Genomic DNA, 18,426 nt, shown 5'->3' with positions numbered 1-18,426 from the left:
GGAGTCTACTGACGGATGGTGGGAGCACCCGCGGAGCCCGCGACAGCAGCGTCGAGGCGCTCCAGGCGTGACTCGGTCATGGAAGCGATCTGGTCGATGATCACCCGCAGCCGGGCGTCGTCGTCTGGTGCAGCCTCGAACTGCGGCGCGAAGAGCCGGTCCAGAGCCCCCGGGGCGCCCGCGAGCAGCGCGTCGGCGACGCGATGGATACGCTCGCGCTGGCGGACCTGAGTCTCCCGATGCGCGTCGCTCGTGTAGATGTAGTGCAGTGCCACGGTCTTCAGGAGCACGACCTCTGCCTTCACGCGCGGCGGCACCACCAGGTCGGCCTGGTATCGATTGACGGGCCGCTCCCCCACCTCCGCGCGCGTACCCTCCGTGGCTGCCGAAGCGAACCGGCCGACCAGCTCGCTGGTCATCCGCTTGAGCGCGACGGAGCCCGCGAGCCCGCCGTCGTACTTGGATGCCTCCACCACGATCTCGAGGCCCGCGATGCGCTCGGCTGCAGCCTCCAGCTCGGCGGCCTCGACGCCCCTGAACTCCCGCGCGCCGAAGCCCGCCAGATCCTGCGCCTCGCCGCGCGCCGACAAGGCCCGAAGGTCGATACGCCCCGCGATGACGCCGTCCTCCACGTCGTGGACCGAGTACGCCACATCGTCGGACCAGTCCATGACCTGGGATTCGAGGCACTGCCGGGCACCATGCGGGCCGTGCTCACCGCCCCGCACCCAGTCGAGGACGGCAGCATCGTCGTCGTACACGCCGAACTTGCCGCCGGGACTCCGGCGCAGCCACGGATACTTCGTGGTCGCGTCGAGCGCGGCCCGCGTCAGGTTGAGACCGACGGAGCGCCCCTCCGTGTCCAGTACCTTGGGCTCGAGCCGGGTGAGGATACGCAGATTCTGGGCATTACCCTCGAATCCGCCTATGTGGGTGCAGATCTCGTCGAGAGCGCGCTCACCGTTGTGACCGTACGGCGGGTGGCCTATGTCATGCGCGAGGCCCGCCAGATCAACGAGATCGGGGTCGGCGCCCAGGCCGATCGCGATGCCTCGGCCGATCTGGCTGACCTCCAACGAATGGGTCAGGCGGGTCCGCGGGGTGTCACCCTCGCGCGGGCCCACGACCTGTGTCTTGTCGGCCAGACGGCGCAACGCGGCGCTGTGCAGCACGCGCGCGCGGTCGCGCGCGAACTGAGAGCTGTGTCCCTCCCAGCGAGGCGCGACCCAGCGCGGATCGTCGAACAGGCCCCACTCCGGCTCACCCACCAGGGCGGCCGTCTTCGGCGACTCGACCACGCGCCGCTCGACGTCGGCGGGGCCGTACGCCGCGACGAAGTCCGACACCCCGCGGCTACTCCGTCACCCAGCCGCGGCCGTATGCGAAATCGGTGAAGCGCTGCCGAACAGCGATGATCTGGCCCGCGGTCAGGTCGTCCGACGAGTCCAACAGCAGCTCGGTGATCTCATCGAGGAATGCCTGCATGTCCATCGCGCCCTCGCCGCCGCGCGGACGGTGTTCGCGGCGGCCGTGGTCCCGGCCGCCTCGGTCGCCGTGGTCACGGCCGCCGCGATCGTGCCGCTCCCGCTTCGGCGCGCCCCCGGCGGGCGCGCCCTCGACCGCCACGTTGACCGCCTTCTTGCCCTTCTCCGCGTCGATCACGTCGAAGGTGACCGCCACATCGGGCCGCAGCAACGCCTCGTCGAAGTCGATGTCGTTGACGTGCAGGAACACGTCGTCGCCGCCGGCCTCCGGGGAGAGGAAACCGAAGCCGCGCTGCGAGTCGAAGTAGACCACCTTGCCGTTCACCATGGTTCGTAGTATCCCACGCCCGCCCAGCACCGCGGGACCAAGCACCGTCGCGCACCGCGGAACCGTAGACCGCTCGGGTATTTTGCAGGCATGACCATCAGCCGGATCGCTCTCGCCGCGCTCGCCGCGTGCGGGCTCGTGGCCGCCACGGCGGCCTGCTCCACGCCGAACACCGACTCGTCGACCGTCGTCCAGGTCGAGGGGAAGAAGCTCGACGGTGCCGAGTTCCAGAACGCGGGCTGCAACCGTGCGGGGAACAACGTGACCGTGGGCTCGGGCAGCGTCCAGCACTTCAAGGGCGTGTTCGCGAACATCACCGACGGCAACCCGCCCACCGTCAACACGCTCGGGATCATGGTCGGCGGCAACCCGGTCACCGTGACGAACGCGCTCGGAGTGAAGCTCGGATCCGCGAAGGTGACCAAGAGCGGCGACCGCTACAGCATCTCCGGAACCGCGCAGGGAGTCACGGGCAGCAAGTCGTTCTCCATAGAGATCACCTGCAAGTAGAGCCCACGCTCAGCAGCCGACGAGGCGTGCGGCGAGGTACTCGTGCACCGTCGTCAGCGGGACGCGCTCCTGCGCCATCGTGTCCCGCTCACGCACGGTCACGGCGTCGTCGTCCAGCGTGTCGAAGTCCACGGTGATGCAGAACGGCGTGCCGATCTCGTCCTGGCGGCGGTAGCGCTTGCCGATGCCCTGCGCATCGTCGAATTCGACGTTCCAGTACTGCCGCAGCTTCGCCGCGAGTTCACGTGCCTTGGGCGAGAGCTTCTCGTCGCGGGACAGTGGAAGCACCGCGACCTTGACCGGCGCCAGGCGCCGGTCGAGCTTGAGCACGACGCGAGTGTCGGTGCCGCCGTTCGCCTTCGGGACCTCCTCCTCGGTGTAGGCGTCGACGAGGAAGGCCATGAACGAACGGGTCAGGCCGGCCGCGGGCTCGATCACGTACGGTGTGTACCGCTCACCCGACTGCTGGTCGAAGTACTCGAGCGCTTCTCCCGAATGCTCGGTGTGCGTGCCGAGGTCGAAGTCCGTGCGGTTGGCGACGCCCTCGAGCTCACCGAACTCGCTGCCGGTGAACCCGAAGCGGTACTCGATGTCGACGGTGCGCTTGCTGTAGTGACTGAGCTTCTCGGCCGGATGCTCGTACAAACGCAGGTTCTCGGGGTCGATGCCCAGGTCGACGTACCACTGGAAGCGGGTGTCGATCCAGTACTGATGCCACTCCTCGTCGTCGCCCGGCTTGACGAAGAACTCCATCTCCATCTGCTCGAATTCGCGCGTGCGGAAGATGAAGTTGCCAGGCGTGATCTCGTTGCGGAAGCTCTTACCGATCTGGCCGATGCCGAAGGGCGGCTTCTTGCGCGCCGTGGTCATCACGTTCTTGAAGTTGACGAAGATGCCCTGCGCGGTCTCGGGGCGCAGATAGTGCAGGCCGTCCTCGGACTCGATGGGACCGAGGTACGTCTTCAGCATCATGTTGAAGTCGCGGGGCTCCGTCCACCGCCCCTTGGTGCCGCAGTCGGGACAGACGATCTCCGTCATCGGGACGTCGTCGGGCTCGATCGTCTCGCCCTTGGCCGCCTTCTTCTCGGCGTACGCCTCCTGCAGGTGGTCCTGGCGGTGCCGCTTGTGGCAGTTCAGGCATTCGACGAGCGGGTCGTTGAACACGGCCACGTGGCCGGACGCGACCCACACCTGGCGCGGCAGGATCACGGAGCTGTCGAGACCCACGACGTCGTCGCGGCCGGTGACCATGCTGCGCCACCACTGGCGCTTGATGTTGTCCTTCAACTCCGCACCGAGGGGGCCGTAGTCCCAGGCGGACTTCGTACCTCCGTAGATCTCACCGCTCGGGTAGACGAGCCCCCTGCGCTTGCACAGGTTGGCGACGGTCTCCACTCTTGTTGCTTTGGCCACGGCGAGATTCTTCTTCTCTTCTTCGGGGGGCTTGGGACGGCCCTGACTCTACAGACCGCCCGACCGCCGAACTCCGTCGCGGCTTGACATAGCGATAGGTGCATATGAAAATCGTTACCGACAGATGGAGGTTTCCCATTCCCACCGAACTCGCACCGATCCCCGTCGCCGAGTGCCCCGTCGACCCCGACTGCACCGTCCCGGTCGGCTCCGAATGCGCCGCCGACGCCGCGACGCGCGATGTCCCCGATCCCACCGGCGACGAGCTGATCGCCGCTGGCGACCTGCTGCGTGCACTCGCAGCGCCGGTCCGTATCTCGATCGTGTTGGCGCTCATGCGATCCGAACAGTGCGTGCACCAGCTCGTAAGCGAGCTGGGCGTCACGCAGCCGCTGGTGTCCCAGCACCTGCGGGTGCTCAAGACCGCGGGAGTCGTGAAAGGCGAGCGCAACGGACGCGAGATCACCTATCGCCTCGTCGACGCGCACCTGGCCCACATCGTCCTCGACGCTGTGGCGCACGCGAGCGAGCACTCGTGACGGGCACCGAGCGCGCGAAGTCGACCGGCGTCCGCGCGACCAAGCAGCGCGGCGCGATCGAGCAGGTCCTGGCGTCGGTCGCGGAGTTCAAGTCCGCCCAAGAGTTGCATGAGCAGCTACGCGCATCGGGTGAGTCGATCGGCCTCACGACGGTGTATCGGAACCTGCAGGCCATGGCCGACGCCGGCGCCGTGGACACACTCCGCACCGACACCGGCGAGGCCCTGTTCCGCCGCTGCTCCGGCGAGCACCACCATCATCTGGTGTGCCGCGAGTGCGGGCTCACCGTCGAGGTCACCGACCGCGATGTCGAGACATGGTCCGCGAAGACCGCTGCGGCGCACGGCTTCACGGACGTCACGCACACCCTGGAGATCTTCGGTCGTTGCACCGCCTGCGCGCGCGGCTAGCCCTGTTCGAGCTGGCGCCGCAGCGTGGTGTCGATGTATTTCACGGCCTGCACCGCGAACGGCTCGAGCAGCTTACCGAGCATCTTGCCCGCGATACCGCCGGGCAGGTCGTACGTGAAGTCCACCGACAAACGCGTCTGACCGTCATCGGTGGGCGCGAACTCCCATCGCGAGTTGGTCGAGAAGCCCTCGATCGAGGTCAGGGTCACGAGCTCGTCCTGCTCGAACTCGGTGACCTTCACGACCGAGTCGAGCGTCTTCGGACCAACCTTGACCGCCGAATCGTAGACCGCCCCGAGACCGTGATCCAGCTCACCTTTGGGGACGAATCGAGTGATGCCGAAGAACCAGTTCGGGACCGTGCGGTAGTCCGAGACGTACTCGAACGCGTCGTGGACCGACGTGCGGGCGACGGCGGTGTGGGAAACAGTCGGCATGTCAGTCGGCCTCGATCTCGTGCAGCTGCTTGCGGATGAGCTTTCCGGTGGGGTTGCGGGGCAACTCGTCGACGAAGACCACGTCGCGTGGCACCTTGTACCGAGCGAGGTTCTCGCGCACGTGCTCCCGGACGGCGTCCCGGTCCAGCCCGGATCCGTCCGTGCGTACGACGAGCGCCCGCAGCCGGGCCCCGAACTCGGGATCCTCGACGCCGATCACCGCGACATCGAGCACCTCCGGGTGCGCCGCCAACAGGTTCTCGACCTCGAGCGGGTAGACGTTCTCACCGCCCGAGACGATCATGTCGTCGTCGCGCCCGTCGATGAACAGCAGCCCCTCGGCGTCGAAGTGGCCCATGTCGCCACTGGACATGTAACCGTCGAGCACCTCTTTGGTACGGCCGTCGGTGTACCCCTCGAACGCCGCGCCGGCCCGCACGAACACACGCCCCTTGGTCTCGGGCTCGGTGATGCGGTGGCCGTCGGCGTCGAACAGCGCCACGTGACTCGTGATCGGAGGGCGGCCGACGGTGCCGGGGGCCCGGCGCAGCTCGTCGGGCTTGGCGACAGCGGCGACCGCGACCTCCGTCGACCCGTACAGGTTGTAGAGCACGTCGCCGAAGGTGTCCTGCACGCGTTCGGCCAGCTCGGGAGCGAGTGCCGAACCGGCGACGACGATGCCGTTCAGCGACGACGTGTCGTACCGGCCGATGGTCTCGGGCCCGAGCGCCAGGATCCGCGACAGCATCGTCGGCACTGCGACCAGCAGCTCCACGCGGTGCTCGTCGATCAACCGAAGGGTGTTCTCCGGGTCGAAGCGACGCATCGTGACGGTCTCGTTGCCCATCGATGTCGCGACGGTCCACAGGGCGAAGCCCGTGGCGTGGAACAGCGGGGACGCGACGGCCACGGTGCTGTGCGTCGGGATGGGCAGCCGGTCCAGGAACACCGCGCTCGTCGTCGGGTCCACCTTGGTGCGCGGGGCTCCCTTGGGCAGCCCCGTCGTCCCGGACGTGAGGATGATGAAGCCACCGGCCTTCGCCGGTGTCGGGGGCGGGGTCGCCGCGCCGCGCTCGATCAGCTCCTCGATGGTGACGCTGCCCTCGGGCAGCTCGTCGCCCTCGTCGACCCACGTCAGGAAACGCGGCATATCGGCAGGCAAGGCATCGAGCAGGCCTACGAACTCGCTGTCGTGCAGCATCGCCTGCACGCGCTCGCGCTTCGCGACCTCGCCGAACTGAGGCTTGGCGAAGCCTGTGTTCATCATCGCCAGGCGCAGGCCCGCCTTGCCCGCGGCGGCGATCGTGAGCACCAGGCCGCGGTGGTCGCGCGCCAGCATGCCGACGACGTCGCCCTCCTTCAGTCCACTCGCGAGAAGCGCGTTCGCGAGGCGGTCGGAGGCATCGTCGAGCTCCCGGAAGGTGAAGGTGCCGCGCTCGTCGGTGACGGCGGGCGAGTCCGGCCACTGCTCGGCCGACTTCTTGATCATCGTCGTGGCCGGCCCGATCGTCCGGTTCCCCTTCACCGCGCGCAGCACCCGCGCGGGGTTGCGCAGGTCGATGAAGCCACTGGTCTGTAGAAGGAGGTAGGCCCGTGCCGTCTCGACGGCGTCGCCCACGGTGCGGGACACCCGGGCGGGCAGAAGATCCGTGATCTCCAACGTGTAGTCCTCGTCTCTAGTACCGACGCGGCCCGGGCGGGCGGCGTCGGTTGGGTCGGGCAGCAGCAACCGGAGGGTGAGCGGGCACTGCTTTACGTACCGGTGGCTCGGATGCTACTTGACGGTAAGAAGACGTGGACTCCAGGCTGCGCGTTGGGATCAGCGCCGAACGACTCGGGAAACGGACCGGCGCTCGGGAACTCAGCCCCGTACTGCGCGCTCTAGGAACGGGCCGATCGCCAGCACGATCTCGCGTGCCGAGTCCGCCGGCTCGCCCAGCTGCAGCGTGAGGTGACTGAACACGAGCCGGACCAGTGTCGACGCAGCAACCGCGGCCTCGGCGCGCTCCGGCATCGCCCAGCTGTTCACCAGGACATCGGCGAGTTCCACTGCGGCGTGGTGCAGTGCGGGCGTGCCGTCGACAGTGACTGTTGCCAGCAGGTCGCGGTGCGGGTTGGGCCCGACGATCCCCCGCACCAGCGGATCCTCGAAGCCGATCGTGAAGACGTCCGCGAGTGCCGCCTGCATCGCGCCGGCGATATCGCCCGGATGCTCATCGAGCCGATGCTCGACCACCAGCAGTAGCCCATCGATGAACCGGGTGACGTACGCGATCGCGAGGCCCTGCCGGTTACCGAACTCGTTGTACAGCGTCTGCCGGCTCACGCCCGCCTGCCGGGCCACGGCCGCCATCGTCACCTGCGACCATTCGTGGTCGGCAAGGAACAGCGCGACCGCATCCAGGGCGGCGTCTGCGGTACCGGAGCGCGTCTGCCGCGTGGGTCGCGGCCGGCGCTCCGGCGCGATACTCATGACTGCGGCGCGGGCACGACCCGCGCTCCGAGCTCCTGCCGGGCGGCGGTGAGGCCGCGGGCGTCATCGAGGGCGACGGCACCGACCAGTTCTCCCCCGCGCATGCAGCGCGCCACGAACTTCCCCTCGTCGACCGATCCGGCGATGTCGATCTCGCAGTCCGACGACGGCCAGCCGGCGAACTGGACGAGCACCCCGAACTGCTTGGACCAACCCCACGGGACCGTCGGCGCCGGAAGGCCGCCGAGGATCGCCTTCGCGGCCGCGCCTCCCTGATCCTGCGCTGCGGTCCAGTTCTCGGCGCGGTACTGGCCGCCGAACAGCGGATGCGGTAGCGAGGCGGCGTCGCCCGCCGCGTACACGTCGGGTAGGTCGGTGCGGAACCGGTCGTCGACGACGATACCGTTATCCGTTGCGGCGCCGAGCTTCTCGGCCAGCACGGTATCGGGCACGGTGCCCACGGCGACTACTAGGAGGTCCGAGCGCAGTGAGCGGTCCCCGACGGTGACTGTCACACCGTCGGTGTCCACGACCACATCGTCGGGCGCCCGACCGAGCAGGAGATCGACGCCGTGGTCGCGCTGCAGCTTGGCGAGACGTTCCCCGAGGACGGGCGGGACGACGCGGGCCAGCGGCAGTGCGGCTGCTTCGACGATAGTTGCCTGTACACCCAGAGCCTCTGCGGCTGAGGCGATCTCGGATCCGATCAGTCCGGATCCGAGGATCGTGACGGCATCCGACCCCGCGAGCCGGTCGCGAAGCGCAACGGCGTCTTCGTGGTCGCGGAGATAGGCGACCCGGTCACCGGGTGGAAGGTCTGGAAGATGCCGTGAGCGACTGCCTGTGGTGAGCAGGAGGGTGTCGTACTCGAGTGTCGTGCCGTCCGAGAGGGCGACGGTGTGCGCCGCCGGATCGCCGCCGTCGACGGTGACCCCGGTGCGGAGCGTCACGTCCTGCTCGGCCCAGTGGGCGTCGGGCTTGATCAGCGCCTTCTCGATCGGCATTGCGGCCGTGAGAATCTCCTTGGACAGGACCGGACGGCGGTATGGCAGGAGCGGTTCGCGCCCGACGACGGTGATGCCGCCGCGGTAGCCCTCCTTGCGGAGCGCCAGAGCGGCGCCAGCACCCGCGACTCCGGTCCCGACGATCACGACACCCGCGGTCATCCCCGATCCACCTCTACCATCTCGAAGTCCGATTTGGCCGCCCCACAGTCGGGGCAGGACCAGTCGTCGGGGATGTCGTCCCAGCGGGTGCCAGGCTCGATACCGTCCTCCGGCCAGCCCTCGGCCTCGTCGTACTCGAAGCCGCACTGCATGCAACGATACAGCTTGTACGCGGTGGTGGTGCTGTTGGACATGATGCCTCCCTTGAGGATTCGTGGTCTGTGATTCAGGTTGGTTCAGGCGGTCCTCAGACCGGCTCGAAGTCGATCTTGTCGCGGACCCCGCAGTCCGGGCAGTTCCACTCGTCCGGGATCTGCGACCATGCGGTACCGGCGGGCCATCCCTCCCGGGGAGCTCCCTGGTCCTCGTCGTAGACGAAGTCGCAGACCGGGCATTTGAATGCGCTCATGCGGCCTTCTCTCCTGTCACTCCGTACTTCGCGAACACCTTGTCGCGGACGCGGGGCTGGATGTTCACCTTCGTGATGTCACCGTTGTAGTGCTCCAGCACACGGTGGTCCATGATCTTGCGCCACAGGGGCGGGAAGTAGGTCACGCCGATCAAGGTCGCGTAGCCCTGGGGCAGCGACGGCGCCTCCTCGAACGACCTCAGGGTCTGGTACCGGCGCGTGGGGTTCGCATGGTGGTCACTGTGGCGCTGCAGGTGGTACAGGAAGACGTTGGTGATGATGCGGTCCGAGTTCCACGAATGGCGCGGTGCGCAGCGCTCGTAGCGGCCCGAAGCGGTCTTCTGGCGCAGCAGGCCGTAGTGCTCCAGGTAGTTCACGGACTCCAGCAGGCTGAATCCGTAGATGCCCTGGATGATGAGGAACGGCAGGACCTCCCAGCCGAAGCCGATGGTGAGCGCGCCGAACAGGACGACGGTCATGAGCCAGGCGTTGAGCACGTCGTTCTTCAGGGTCCACGGGCTCTTGCCGAGGCGGTGCAGACGGGTCTTCTCGAGCTGCCACGAGGACTTGAGGCTGCCCCAGACGCTGCGCGGCAGGAACTCCCAGAAGGTCTCGCCGAAGCGGCCGCTCGCCGGATCCTCGGGGGTGGCGACACGGACGTGGTGACCGCGGTTGTGCTCGATGAAGAAGTGGCCGTACATGGCGGGCGCCAAGGTGAGCTTGGCGATCCAGCGCTCGTTCTCGGGCTTCTTATGCCCGAGCTCGTGGCCGGTGTTGATGCCGATGCCGGCGACGACGCCCAGGCTCAAGGTCAGGCCGATCTTGCTGATCAGGCTGAGTCCGCCGCCGTGGGAGTAGATCCCGCCCAGCCAGGTGAGGTCATCCGCGGTGAGGAAGTAGCACATGGCCACCAGCGAGGCGAGCTGGAAGGGCAGGAAGATGTAGGTCAGCCAGCGGTAGTACATCGACTCCTCCAGCGCCTCCATCACCTCTTCGGGCGGATTCTCACCGTCGTCGCCCGCCCTGATGTCGACGATCGGGAGGATCACGTAGAGGAGTAGCGGGCCGATCCACCACAACACCGGAGCGAGGTACATCAGCGGCGTGTGCCCGAGACCGAGCAGCCACATCAGCGCCACTGCGTAGAACAGCGCGGTGGGGACGAACAGGCCCCACAACCACATCCGCTTCTTGTGATCGACCCAGACGGCAGGATTGCCGTCCGCATCGATGTACTGCAGTCCCTTCACGGTGAACTCCTTTGTCTTCCGAGGGCTGACCGGCTAGCCGGCTTGTGACAGGCGCCACGTTGATGAGACCAGTATTGGACAGATTGATGCCAAGTGTCAAGAGGAAATTTGACATTGTTCGTTGATCTGTAAATACGCGCCGCGTAATCATGCTGCGGAGCGCCATGCCGCCGGCGTCGCAGGCGAGCCGCATCGATCGGGCGTAACCTCGACGGACCGGACGGATACCCCGGAACGCCCGCCGTCGCGCCGGCGGCCCGAGCCTCGGCAAGGAGGTTCCCCATGTCCTCACACGACGTTCACGTCATCGAGTCGGTCATCGGCGAGCCCGAGGTCGTCGAGGACTCGCGGGCCTGGCAGGACATCAAGGAGGCTGCCACGGCGATCCAGGCATGGCAGGCCCCCGACGGTTCGGTCCCCGACCCAGCGGAGCACGCCGACGCCCGCGCCCAGATCCGGCGCATGGTGCGTGCCGTGCAGGTCCTGACACCGTCGTTCCCCCACGACGACGACTACCTCGCCGCCCTCGTGGACGACCTCGAACGCTGGTCGGCGGAAGCCTTCGGTGTGCCGGACTTCTCCGCCTCGCTCGCCGCTTTCGCGCCGCAGCACCAGCGCGTGGACCGGCTGCGCCATCTCGTCGTATTCCCGATGTACACGCAGAACGGTTCGCCGGACAGGCGGCTGGAGGCACTGATAGTGGAGGTGATCTGGCCGGACTTCGTGGCCCGGCTCGAGGCGGCGGCCTACGCGAATCCTCAGTTCGTGAGCCTGCGGCTGATCGACTTCACGGCGGGTTACGACAGCAACTCGGCGGTGCTGTTCCCGGAGACGGTGTCGGCGGCGGCCGCTCCGCCAGCGACCTGGGGGGCGATCTTCTCGGACCGGGAGGCGGCGCGGTACCGCCGTGTGGTGCGGGCGGCAGCGGAATCCACCAGGCTCGAACTTCCCGATGCCGCGGCGCGGATGCTCGACGATCAGGGGCTCACCGAGCGGACCTTCGCGATGTGGGACATCATCCACGATCGCACCCACATGCGCGGGGACCTGCCGTTCGATCCGTTCATGATCCGGCAGCGCATGCCCTACTTCCTCTACGCGCTGGAGGAGCTGCGATGTGATCTCACCGCGTTCCGCGAGGCGGCGGCCGTACGCCGTCGGCTCGCGGCGTTGCCGGTTCCGGACGCGGTCGATCTCGCGACCGTCGAGCACGCGCGGATGGTGCAGTATGCCGTGGTCTTCGACCGGATCTTCCGGTTCGCCATCACGGGGACGCGCGTGCGCAACTACGACGCGCTCGGTGGCCAGCTGGTGTTCGCGTGGCTGCACCAGCACGGCGTCCTGCATTGGACCGACACCGCGCTGCGATTCGACTGGTCGGGTGTTCCTGGAGCGATGGCGGCGCTCGGCGAAGCGATCGACGGGCTCTACTGGCGCTCGATCGACCGGCCCAAGGCGGCGCACTGGCTCGACGCGTACGACCTGCTCCGATCGGTTCTCACGCCGCACCCGGCATCGCGCTGGGCGCGTGGCCTTCCGGACGAAGTGCTGTCGGGGCCCCCGCGGGGCTTCACCGACGCCGTGCTGGACGACGAGTTCCCGCTGTCGATGTTCTACGAGGCGCTCGAACGCCGGATGCGACCGGTTATCGCGTCCACGGCAGGTATCCGAGGGACGGCCGCATGACCAGGGTCGTCGATCTCGGCACGGGACTGCACGATCCCGCGCTACGCGGATTCGCCTCCGACAACTACGCCGGCGTGCACCCCGAGGTACTGGCGGCGATCGCCACTGCGAACGGCGGCCACGAGGTCGCATACGGCGAGGACGCGTACACAGCGCGCCTGAACGAGGTGCTCGCCGCCCGGTTCGGGGGCCCGGTGTCCGTGTTCCCGGTCTTCAACGGCACAGGAGCGAACGTCACTGCGCTGCAGTCGATGCTGCCGCGGTGGGGCGCGGTCGTCGCCGCGGAATCGGCGCATATCAACGTCGACGAGCAGGGCGCTCCGGAACGCGTCGGCGGGATCAAGCTGCTGACCGTCCCCTGCCCCGACGGCAAGCTGACACCCGAACTCATCGACCGCCAGGCGTGGGGCTGGGGCGACCAGCACCGGGCCCAGCCGCTCGCGATCTCCCTCGCGCAGTCGACGGAGGTCGGCACCGTCTACTCCCGCGACGAGCTCGCCGCCGTCTGCGCGCACGCCCATGCACTCGGCATGCGTGTCCACGTCGACGGGGCCCGGATCGCGAACGCGGCTGCAGCCCTTGGAGTCTCACTTCAAGCGATGACCAGGGACGTGGGCGTCGACGTGCTGAGCCTGGGCGGGACGAAGAACGGTGCTCTGGCCGCCGAGGCGATAGTGGTCCTCGACCCCGCAGCCTCCGAGGGACTCACGTATCTGCGGAAGGCGAACATGCAGCTGGCATCGAAGATGCGATTCGTGTCGGCGCAGTTACTCGCCCTCTACGGAGGCGACCTGTTCCTGCGCAACGCCGCTCACGCCAACGCCATGGCAGCACGCCTACGCGCCGGGATCGAGCAGCGGCAGGCGGACGGGTCCATCACGGGCGTCTCGTTCAGCCAGGCGACCGACGTGAACGCGGTCTTCGCGACGCTACCCCCCGGCGTCGCCGACCGCCTCAGGGGGTCGTTCCGCTTCTACGACTGGGACGCTGCGCGCGGCGAGGTCCGCTGGATGTGCGGTTTCGACACGACGGAGGAGGACGTCGACGCCTTCGTCGAGGCGATCGCCCGCGAGACCCCCTGACCCCTGATCGTGGGCCCGCGCCTCCGGCGAGCACGCGAGCAGAGACTCAACCGGCAGCGGCGGCGAGCAGCTGCCAACGGCGGTGCCGATGCCGGAACATCAGCTCGATGAACAGCCGCACCGGCCAGCCGCGCGCGCCGTCCTCGATCTCGATCTCGTCCGTGTACTTACAGCGCCCGCCCGGCAGTGGTGCGAAAGTGAGGCGGTGGTTCCAGGTGTGCACGGGGCCGCCCCGCTCGTTGGTGTAGATCTCGTCCGGCGCGAGTCGCACGACGCGGATGGTGTGGCGCCAGGCCGGGATGCCGAACAGTGATATCCGTGCCGAGGCCTCGGTACCCTCCTCGATGACCTCCGGTTCGTCCACCTCCTCGGCGAGGCCCACGACCGGAGCCAGGACGAAGCGCATCGTCGCGGGACGCAACGCGAGCTCCCGCGCACGCTCGACCGGGAGCGGAAGCACCGTGGTTAGGGTCACCTTAGTCACGGGCCGACGGTACGCCCGCAACGCCGTCGCGGCAAGAGGGGCGGAGCCTCATGCGGCAATCCGGTCAGCCGACCAACCTGTTGCGTGCATCGAATCCCTGTGCCAGGACGAACAATACGAATTCGCGCAGCGGCTCGCCGTCGAGCGTGCCCGCGGGAAAGGAGTAGTGCAGTACCAGGTCCGCCGACACGTCGCGCTCGATCAGCTTGAGCGTCCCGAACTGCACGCGCTCCCGCGAGGACTCGACGTCGCCGCGCAGTTCGTCGGTGAGCGGCAGGTCCCACGCGATCACCTGGGTCAGGGAGTACACCTCGAGACCGGGTGCGAGTTCGAAGGCCTGCACAGACCCCGGCGTGTCGCCGAACTCGATCATCACCGCCGACTGTGCGTCGCGGCGCACCGTCATCGTCGCAGCGAGTGCATCCTCCAGTCGCGTGCGATGCTGCTCGAGCACGTCCCCCGCGGTCACGACTTCACCCCGCCGAAACGGCGGTCCCGCCGGGCGAATTCGAGGCAGGCGGCCCACAGGTCGCGGCGGTCGAAGTCCGGAAAGAGGGTCTTCTGGAAGACGAACTCCGCGTAGGCGCTCTGCCAGATCAGGAAGTTGGAGCTGCGCAGTTCCCCCGACGGCCGCAGGAACATGTCGACATCCGGCATGTCGGGCTCATCGAGGTAGCGCGCGAACGTCTTCTCGCTCACCTTCTCGGGGTCCAGCTGTCCAGCAGCGGCGAGCCGCGCGATCTCCCTTGCGGCGTCGGCGATCTCGGCGCGCCCCCCGTAGTTGACACACATGGTCAGGGTCATGACGGTGTTGTCCCGGGTCAATTCCTCGGCGACCTCGAGCTCCTTGATCACGCTGCGCCACAGGCGCGGTCGGCGTCCGGCCCAGCGGACACGGACACCCATCTCGTTCATCTCGTCGCGGCGGCGGCGGATCACGTCGCGGTTGAATCCCATGAGGAAGCGCACCTCCTCGGGACTCCGCGCCCAGTTCTCCGTCGAGAAGGCATACGCCGAGAGGTGACTCACGCCCATCTCTATGCAGCCGCATACGGTGTCCATCAGCACCGCCTCGCCACGCTCGTGCCCCGCGGTCCGTGGCAACCCGCGCTCCTGCGCCCAGCGGCCGTTGCCGTCCATCACCAGCGCGATGTGCTTCGGCACCAGTTCGGCGGGGATCTCGGGAGGCGTCGCACCCGACGGGTGCGGATCGGGCGGGCGGATCGTCTTCTGCTGGGCCGCGGCGCCTCGTCCCACTCGCTGTGCTCCCGGCGCCGGCGCCGTGCTCCTACCCCGCCGCAGACCCGGCACCGTCGACCTCCCTCGTGCGCTCGCGGAGCGCGCTGTGCGGCGCGTGCCGCTCGATCATCGGCAGCGACCTCAGCTGCCGTCCCACGTGCCACTGTAGGTGGGCCGCAGCGAGGCCACTCGCCTGCCCGCGCACCCGGCTCGTGGTGGTCTCTGCGAACACCCAGTCACCACGGGCGAGCGCCGTCATCAGGTCCAGCACCCCCGGCGCGGGGACCGCCGCACCAGGCGGGCGGCAGTGCACGCACACCGCCCCTCCGACCGCGACGTGGAACGCCCGGAGCACACCCTCGCCGCCGCAGCGTGCGCACAGTGTCAGCGACGGGGCCCATCCGGCGACGTCCATCGCGCGCAGTAGATAAGAGATCAGGACCAGCTCGCGATCGCGGCCGCCGGACGCGATCGCCCGCAGTGCTCCGACGGTGAGCCGGTGCAGCTCAGGCACGGGCACCCGCTCCTCGCCCGCCAGCCGCTCGGCGGTCTCGATGACCGCGCAGGCCGTGGTGTACTTCCCGTAATCGCGAGCCAGGTCACCCGAGTACGCCGCGATGGAGTGCACCTGCGTGATGGTGTCCAGATTGCGCCCCGGGTACAGCTGCAGGTCGACGTGCGCGAACAACTCGAGACTCGCGCCGAACTTCGACCGCGTGCGGCGCACACCCTTCGCGACCGCCCGGACCAGGCCGTTCTCGCGGGTCAACAGCGTGAGGATGTAGTCGGCCTCGCCCAGCTTGTGTTGGCGCAGCACGACAGCGCTGTCCCGGTACGACCTCATGAGGATCTATTCTCCCACTCCGCCGGCACTCCGCCTCACCGCCGCGCCGCACAGGTCGGGCCGGTCGCCTAGAACCCCAGGCGGCCGAGTTGCTTGGGGTCGCGCTGCCAGTCCTTCGCGACCTTGACGTGCAGGGAGAGGAAGATCTTGCGGCCCAACAGCTTCTCGATCTCCTGGCGTGCGTTGGTGCCGACCTCCTTGAGACGGCCGCCGCCCTTGCCGATGACGATCGCCTTCTGCGAAGGCCGCTCCACATAGAGCAGGGCATGCACCTCGAGCGTCGGCGGCCGGCCCGCCTTCTCCTGGGCGTCCGTCCGATCCCGTTCGATGACCTCTTCGATGACGACGGCGAGCGAGTGCGGCAGCTCGTCGCGCACGCCCTCCAGCGCGGCCTCGCGGATGAGCTCGGCCATCATCGTGTCGTCGTCGGTGTCGGTGATCTCGTCGTCGGGATAGAACGCCGGGCCGGGCTGCATGCGGCTGCCGAGCAGTTGGACGAGGTCCTCGACCTGCGCGCCGGACCGAGCAGACACGGGGATCACGTCGGCGTCGGACCCGAGGAACTCGGACACCGCGAGCAGTTGCTCGGCGACCTGCTGCTTGCCGACCTTGTCGATCTTGGTCACGACCCCGAGCAGCGGCGTCTTGGGCGCCATGTGCCGCACCTGCTCGAGGATGTACCGGTCACCGGGGCCGATCCGCTCGTCGGCGGGGATCGTCAGACAGATCACGTCGACCTCGGAATACGTGTCGCGCACGAGATCGTTGAGCCGCTGGCCCAGCAGGGTCCGCGGGCGGTGCAGTCCGGGGGTGTCGACGAGCACGAGCTGCAGGTCCGGGCGGTTGACCATGCCCCGAATAGTCGACCGCGTGGTCTGCGGGCGGGAACTCGTGATCGCCACCTTCGTGCCGACCATCGCGTTGGTGAGCGTCGACTTCCCGGTATTCGGGCGGCCGACGAAACACACGAAGCCCGAACGGAACTCGGTCATGAGGTCGACTCCGTGCCGCTCCGGTCCAGCAGGTGCACGACGACGCCCGCGCTCACCTCGCGGGCCGCATCGACACCCGGATCGGCGGCACCGTCGGCGCCCACCACGACGGCCGCTTCGAACCCCTCCGCGCCGGACCCGACCGCGGTCGCCACCGCCACCTGCAGGCCCGTCAGCTTCAGGGCTGCGAGAGCGACGGGGGCACCGGCGTAGGTGCGGCCGTCGAGATCCCGCACAGCGGCACCGTGCGCCGTGCCCGCCCGACCCATCGCACCGCGCGCCAGCGTCACCAGCTTGGCGTCCTCGTCGGACAGCTCCACACTCATCTGGACTCCTCCTCCTGCCGGGCCGTGGCCGTGGCCTCGCGGTCGGCCACCGATGCCGGGTCCTCGTCGCCGGGCTCGGCCTCGCGCCGCACGACCACCGTACTGATGCGCATCCGCCCCCGGCGGTCGGTGCCGCCCTCGGCTGTGAGGTGCAGGCCGTGTGTCGTCACCTCGGCACCGGGTAGCGGCACGCGGCCGAGCGCCAGACCCAGCAACCCACCGACGGTGTCCACCTCGTCCTCCTCGATCTCGAGACCGAACAGCTCACCCAGGTCGCCCAGGTCGAGGCGCGCGGAAACGCGGTAGTCGCCGTCGCCGATATCCTCGACCGGTGCGATCTCACCGGCGTCGTACTCGTCGGTGATCTCTCCCACGATCTCCTCGAGCACATCCTCGATGGTGACCAGCCCCGCGATCGAGCCGTACTCGTTGACCAGGACGGCCATGTGGTTGTTGGTGCGCTGCATGTCCCGCAGAAGCGCGTCGACGGGTTTGGAGTCGGGGACGAAGCGCGCCTGCCGCGCCATGCTGCCGACCGTGATCGTCCCGACCTCCGCGGACTCGGGCAGTGCCACGAGGTCCTTCAGGTACACGACACCGACGACGTCGTCAGCGTTCTCCCCGATCACGGGCATACGAGAGTGTCCGGACCGGACAGCGAGCCGGATCGCCTGCCGCACGGACTTGTCGGCCTCGATCCACACCATCTCCGGGCGCGGCACCATGACCTCACGCGCAGCGGTATCGCCGAGCTCGAACACGGACTGGATCATGCGGCGCTCGCCCGCGTCGACGACGCCCGTGCCCTGCGCCAGGTCGACCAGCTCGCGCAGCTCGACCTCGGACGCGAACGGGCCGTTGCGGAATCCGCGCCCCGGCGTCACGGCATTGCCGAGCAGGATGAGCAGCCGCGTGACGGGCCCCATCAGCACCGAGACGCCCTGCATCAGAAGCGCCGTCGCACAGCCCAGGGTGTACGCGTGCTGCCGCCCCAGAGTGCGTGGGCCGACGCCGATGAACACGTAGCTGATGACGATCATCGCCGCTGCAGTGACCGCGACGGTCGCGGGCATCGGCAGGTGCGGCTCGAGACCCGCGAACACCGCCACGGTTGCGACGATCTCGCAGAACGTGCGCAGGAGAACCGCGAGGTTGACGAACAGCGGCCGGTTCACGAGCAGGCGGCGCAGGCGCTTCGCGCCCGGGCGTCCCTGCTCGACCAGGTCGTCGACTCGCGCGATCGAGACGGTGACGAGGGCGGCGTCGACCGCCGCGAACAGACCGCCGAACAGGACGAGGAACAGCACGGCCGCGATCGCCAGCACGGGGCCGAGGAGTGTGGAGCTCACCGGCG

The 18,426-nt window shown here is 68.5% G+C and carries 22 protein-coding genes; 5 read left to right on the top strand and 17 right to left on the bottom strand.

Going from position 1 to position 18,426, the window contains the following annotated elements; all coding sequences use genetic code 11:
• Window positions 1-5: 5 nt before the first annotated feature.
• Entirely contained in the window at window positions 6-1,346 is a 1,341-nt protein-coding gene (locus P0W64_RS10660; protein WP_275480076.1) for a deoxyguanosinetriphosphate triphosphohydrolase, read from the bottom strand.
• Window positions 1,347-1,353: 7 nt separating this feature from the next.
• Window positions 1,354-1,812 carry a cold shock domain-containing protein gene (locus P0W64_RS10655; protein WP_275480075.1) on the bottom strand — a complete coding sequence of 153 codons (459 nt, stop codon included), beginning with the start codon at window positions 1,810-1,812 and terminating at the stop codon, window positions 1,354-1,356.
• A 90-nt stretch (window positions 1,813-1,902) separates the two neighbouring features.
• Here P0W64_RS10655 and P0W64_RS10650 point away from each other — a divergent pair, with 90 nt between their 5' ends.
• Window positions 1,903-2,322, top strand: coding sequence for a lipoprotein LpqH (locus P0W64_RS10650; RefSeq protein ID WP_275480074.1), 420 nt, complete (start codon window positions 1,903-1,905; stop codon window positions 2,320-2,322).
• 9 nt (window positions 2,323-2,331) lie between these two features.
• On the opposite strand, the gene P0W64_RS10645 is transcribed toward P0W64_RS10650, so the two are convergent.
• On the bottom strand, window positions 2,332-3,735 hold the full coding sequence (locus tag P0W64_RS10645) for a glycine--tRNA ligase (protein ID WP_275480073.1): 1,404 nt from the start codon (window positions 3,733-3,735) through the stop codon (window positions 2,332-2,334).
• 104 nt (window positions 3,736-3,839) lie between these two features.
• Here P0W64_RS10645 and P0W64_RS10640 point away from each other — a divergent pair, with 104 nt between their 5' ends.
• Together P0W64_RS10640 and P0W64_RS10635 are read left to right on the top strand one after the other, a co-directional pair.
• Window positions 3,840-4,274 (top strand): metalloregulator ArsR/SmtB family transcription factor, encoded by a 435-nt coding sequence (locus P0W64_RS10640; protein WP_275480072.1) that lies wholly within the window; start codon window positions 3,840-3,842, stop codon window positions 4,272-4,274.
• Complete coding sequence (locus P0W64_RS10635; RefSeq protein WP_275480071.1) at window positions 4,271-4,684, top strand: Fur family transcriptional regulator; 414 nt, start codon at window positions 4,271-4,273, stop codon at window positions 4,682-4,684. The genes P0W64_RS10640 and P0W64_RS10635 overlap by 4 nt, the downstream gene beginning before the upstream one ends.
• Here P0W64_RS10635 and P0W64_RS10630 read toward each other — a convergent pair.
• The 7 genes from P0W64_RS10630 to P0W64_RS10600 all read right to left on the bottom strand — a co-directional run bounded on the left by P0W64_RS10630 (window position 4,681) and on the right by P0W64_RS10600 (window position 10,353).
• A complete protein-coding gene (locus P0W64_RS10630) occupies window positions 4,681-5,121 on the bottom strand; it encodes an SRPBCC family protein (protein WP_275480070.1) in 441 nt (146 codons plus the stop codon). The two genes, P0W64_RS10635 and P0W64_RS10630, sit on opposite strands and share 4 nt — an antisense overlap.
• 1 nt (window position 5,122) lies before the next feature.
• A complete protein-coding gene (locus P0W64_RS10625; RefSeq protein ID WP_275480166.1) occupies window positions 5,123-6,775 on the bottom strand; it encodes an acyl-CoA synthetase in 1,653 nt (550 codons plus the stop codon).
• Window positions 6,776-6,982: 207 nt separating this feature from the next.
• Window positions 6,983-7,594, bottom strand: a complete 612-nt coding sequence (locus P0W64_RS10620; RefSeq protein WP_275480069.1) for a TetR family transcriptional regulator — start codon at window positions 7,592-7,594, stop codon at window positions 6,983-6,985.
• Window positions 7,591-8,760, bottom strand: coding sequence for an FAD-dependent oxidoreductase (locus P0W64_RS10615; protein ID WP_275480068.1), 1,170 nt, complete (start codon window positions 8,758-8,760; stop codon window positions 7,591-7,593). The genes P0W64_RS10620 and P0W64_RS10615 overlap by 4 nt, the downstream gene beginning before the upstream one ends.
• Window positions 8,757-8,954: a rubredoxin gene (locus P0W64_RS10610; RefSeq protein ID WP_275480067.1), complete on the bottom strand. Its 198-nt coding sequence runs from the start codon at window positions 8,952-8,954 to the stop codon at window positions 8,757-8,759. Before P0W64_RS10610 ends, P0W64_RS10615 begins: the two co-directional genes overlap by 4 nt.
• 53 nt (window positions 8,955-9,007) lie before the next feature.
• A complete protein-coding gene (locus tag P0W64_RS10605; RefSeq protein WP_275480066.1) occupies window positions 9,008-9,169 on the bottom strand; it encodes a rubredoxin in 162 nt (53 codons plus the stop codon).
• Window positions 9,166-10,353, bottom strand: a complete 1,188-nt coding sequence (locus P0W64_RS10600; RefSeq protein ID WP_275480165.1) for an alkane 1-monooxygenase — start codon at window positions 10,351-10,353, stop codon at window positions 9,166-9,168. Before P0W64_RS10600 ends, P0W64_RS10605 begins: the two co-directional genes overlap by 4 nt.
• Before the next feature lie 348 nt (window positions 10,354-10,701).
• Between P0W64_RS10600 and P0W64_RS10595 the strand changes: the two genes are divergently transcribed.
• Together P0W64_RS10595 and P0W64_RS10590 are read left to right on the top strand one after the other, a co-directional pair.
• Window positions 10,702-12,105 carry a DUF6421 family protein gene (locus P0W64_RS10595; protein WP_275480065.1) on the top strand — a complete coding sequence of 468 codons (1,404 nt, stop codon included), beginning with the start codon at window positions 10,702-10,704 and terminating at the stop codon, window positions 12,103-12,105.
• On the top strand, window positions 12,102-13,187 hold the full coding sequence (locus P0W64_RS10590; protein WP_275480064.1) for a beta-eliminating lyase-related protein: 1,086 nt from the start codon (window positions 12,102-12,104) through the stop codon (window positions 13,185-13,187). The genes P0W64_RS10595 and P0W64_RS10590 overlap by 4 nt, the downstream gene beginning before the upstream one ends.
• Window positions 13,188-13,233: 46 nt before the next feature.
• Here the strand turns inward: P0W64_RS10590 and P0W64_RS10585 are convergent, their stop codons facing one another.
• From P0W64_RS10585 to P0W64_RS10555, 7 genes are all read right to left on the bottom strand, one after another.
• On the bottom strand, window positions 13,234-13,671 hold the full coding sequence (locus P0W64_RS10585; RefSeq protein WP_275480063.1) for a hypothetical protein: 438 nt from the start codon (window positions 13,669-13,671) through the stop codon (window positions 13,234-13,236).
• A 64-nt stretch (window positions 13,672-13,735) separates the two neighbouring features.
• On the bottom strand, window positions 13,736-14,140 hold the full coding sequence (locus P0W64_RS10580) for a hypothetical protein (protein WP_275480062.1): 405 nt from the start codon (window positions 14,138-14,140) through the stop codon (window positions 13,736-13,738).
• Window positions 14,137-14,928: an isoprenyl transferase gene (locus P0W64_RS10575; protein ID WP_275480061.1), complete on the bottom strand. Its 792-nt coding sequence runs from the start codon at window positions 14,926-14,928 to the stop codon at window positions 14,137-14,139. Before P0W64_RS10575 ends, P0W64_RS10580 begins: the two co-directional genes overlap by 4 nt.
• A 31-nt stretch (window positions 14,929-14,959) precedes the next feature.
• Window positions 14,960-15,754, bottom strand: a complete 795-nt coding sequence (recO, locus tag P0W64_RS10570) for a DNA repair protein RecO (protein WP_275480060.1) — start codon at window positions 15,752-15,754, stop codon at window positions 14,960-14,962.
• Window positions 15,755-15,822: 68 nt separating this feature from the next.
• The gene (gene era, locus P0W64_RS10565) at window positions 15,823-16,746 is read right to left on the bottom strand and encodes a GTPase Era (RefSeq protein WP_275480059.1); all 924 of its coding nucleotides are present in this window, start codon (window positions 16,744-16,746) and stop codon (window positions 15,823-15,825) included.
• Entirely contained in the window at window positions 16,743-17,072 is a 330-nt protein-coding gene (locus tag P0W64_RS10560) for a cytidine deaminase (RefSeq protein WP_275480058.1), read from the bottom strand. The genes era and P0W64_RS10560 overlap by 4 nt, the downstream gene beginning before the upstream one ends.
• Window positions 17,069-18,421, bottom strand: a complete 1,353-nt coding sequence (locus tag P0W64_RS10555) for a hemolysin family protein (RefSeq protein WP_275480057.1) — start codon at window positions 18,419-18,421, stop codon at window positions 17,069-17,071. Before P0W64_RS10555 ends, P0W64_RS10560 begins: the two co-directional genes overlap by 4 nt.
• Between the last annotated feature and the right edge of the window lie 5 nt (window positions 18,422-18,426).

Source organism: Tsukamurella sp. 8F, assembly GCF_029167375.1.
In the GTDB taxonomy this organism is placed as follows: Bacteria; Actinomycetota; Actinomycetes; order Mycobacteriales; family Mycobacteriaceae; genus Tsukamurella.
This window is presented reverse-complemented; position numbering and strand designations above follow the sequence as displayed.

Excerpts from the sequence above, each read along its gene's own strand:
- P0W64_RS10655 (WP_275480075.1), bottom strand. The coding sequence starts at position 1,812 with ATGGTGAACGGCAAGGTGGTCTACTTCGACTCGCAGCGCGGCTTCGGT.
- P0W64_RS10650 (WP_275480074.1), top strand. The coding sequence starts at position 1,903 with ATGACCATCAGCCGGATCGCTCTCGCCGCGCTCGCCGCGTGCGGGCTC.
- P0W64_RS10640 (WP_275480072.1), top strand. The coding sequence starts at position 3,840 with ATGAAAATCGTTACCGACAGATGGAGGTTTCCCATTCCCACCGAACTC.
- P0W64_RS10630 (WP_275480070.1), bottom strand. The coding sequence starts at position 5,121 with ATGCCGACTGTTTCCCACACCGCCGTCGCCCGCACGTCGGTCCACGAC.
- P0W64_RS10620 (WP_275480069.1), bottom strand. The coding sequence starts at position 7,594 with ATGAGTATCGCGCCGGAGCGCCGGCCGCGACCCACGCGGCAGACGCGC.
- P0W64_RS10615 (WP_275480068.1), bottom strand. The coding sequence starts at position 8,760 with ATGACCGCGGGTGTCGTGATCGTCGGGACCGGAGTCGCGGGTGCTGGC.
- P0W64_RS10610 (WP_275480067.1), bottom strand. The coding sequence starts at position 8,954 with ATGTCCAACAGCACCACCACCGCGTACAAGCTGTATCGTTGCATGCAG.
- P0W64_RS10605 (WP_275480066.1), bottom strand. The coding sequence starts at position 9,169 with ATGAGCGCATTCAAATGCCCGGTCTGCGACTTCGTCTACGACGAGGAC.
- P0W64_RS10600 (WP_275480165.1), bottom strand. The coding sequence starts at position 10,353 with ATGTGGTTGTGGGGCCTGTTCGTCCCCACCGCGCTGTTCTACGCAGTG.
- P0W64_RS10595 (WP_275480065.1), top strand. The coding sequence starts at position 10,702 with ATGTCCTCACACGACGTTCACGTCATCGAGTCGGTCATCGGCGAGCCC.
- P0W64_RS10590 (WP_275480064.1), top strand. The coding sequence starts at position 12,102 with ATGACCAGGGTCGTCGATCTCGGCACGGGACTGCACGATCCCGCGCTA.
- recO (WP_275480060.1), bottom strand. The coding sequence starts at position 15,754 with ATGAGGTCGTACCGGGACAGCGCTGTCGTGCTGCGCCAACACAAGCTG.
- era (WP_275480059.1), bottom strand. The coding sequence starts at position 16,746 with ATGACCGAGTTCCGTTCGGGCTTCGTGTGTTTCGTCGGCCGCCCGAAT.
- P0W64_RS10560 (WP_275480058.1), bottom strand. The coding sequence starts at position 17,072 with ATGAGTGTGGAGCTGTCCGACGAGGACGCCAAGCTGGTGACGCTGGCG.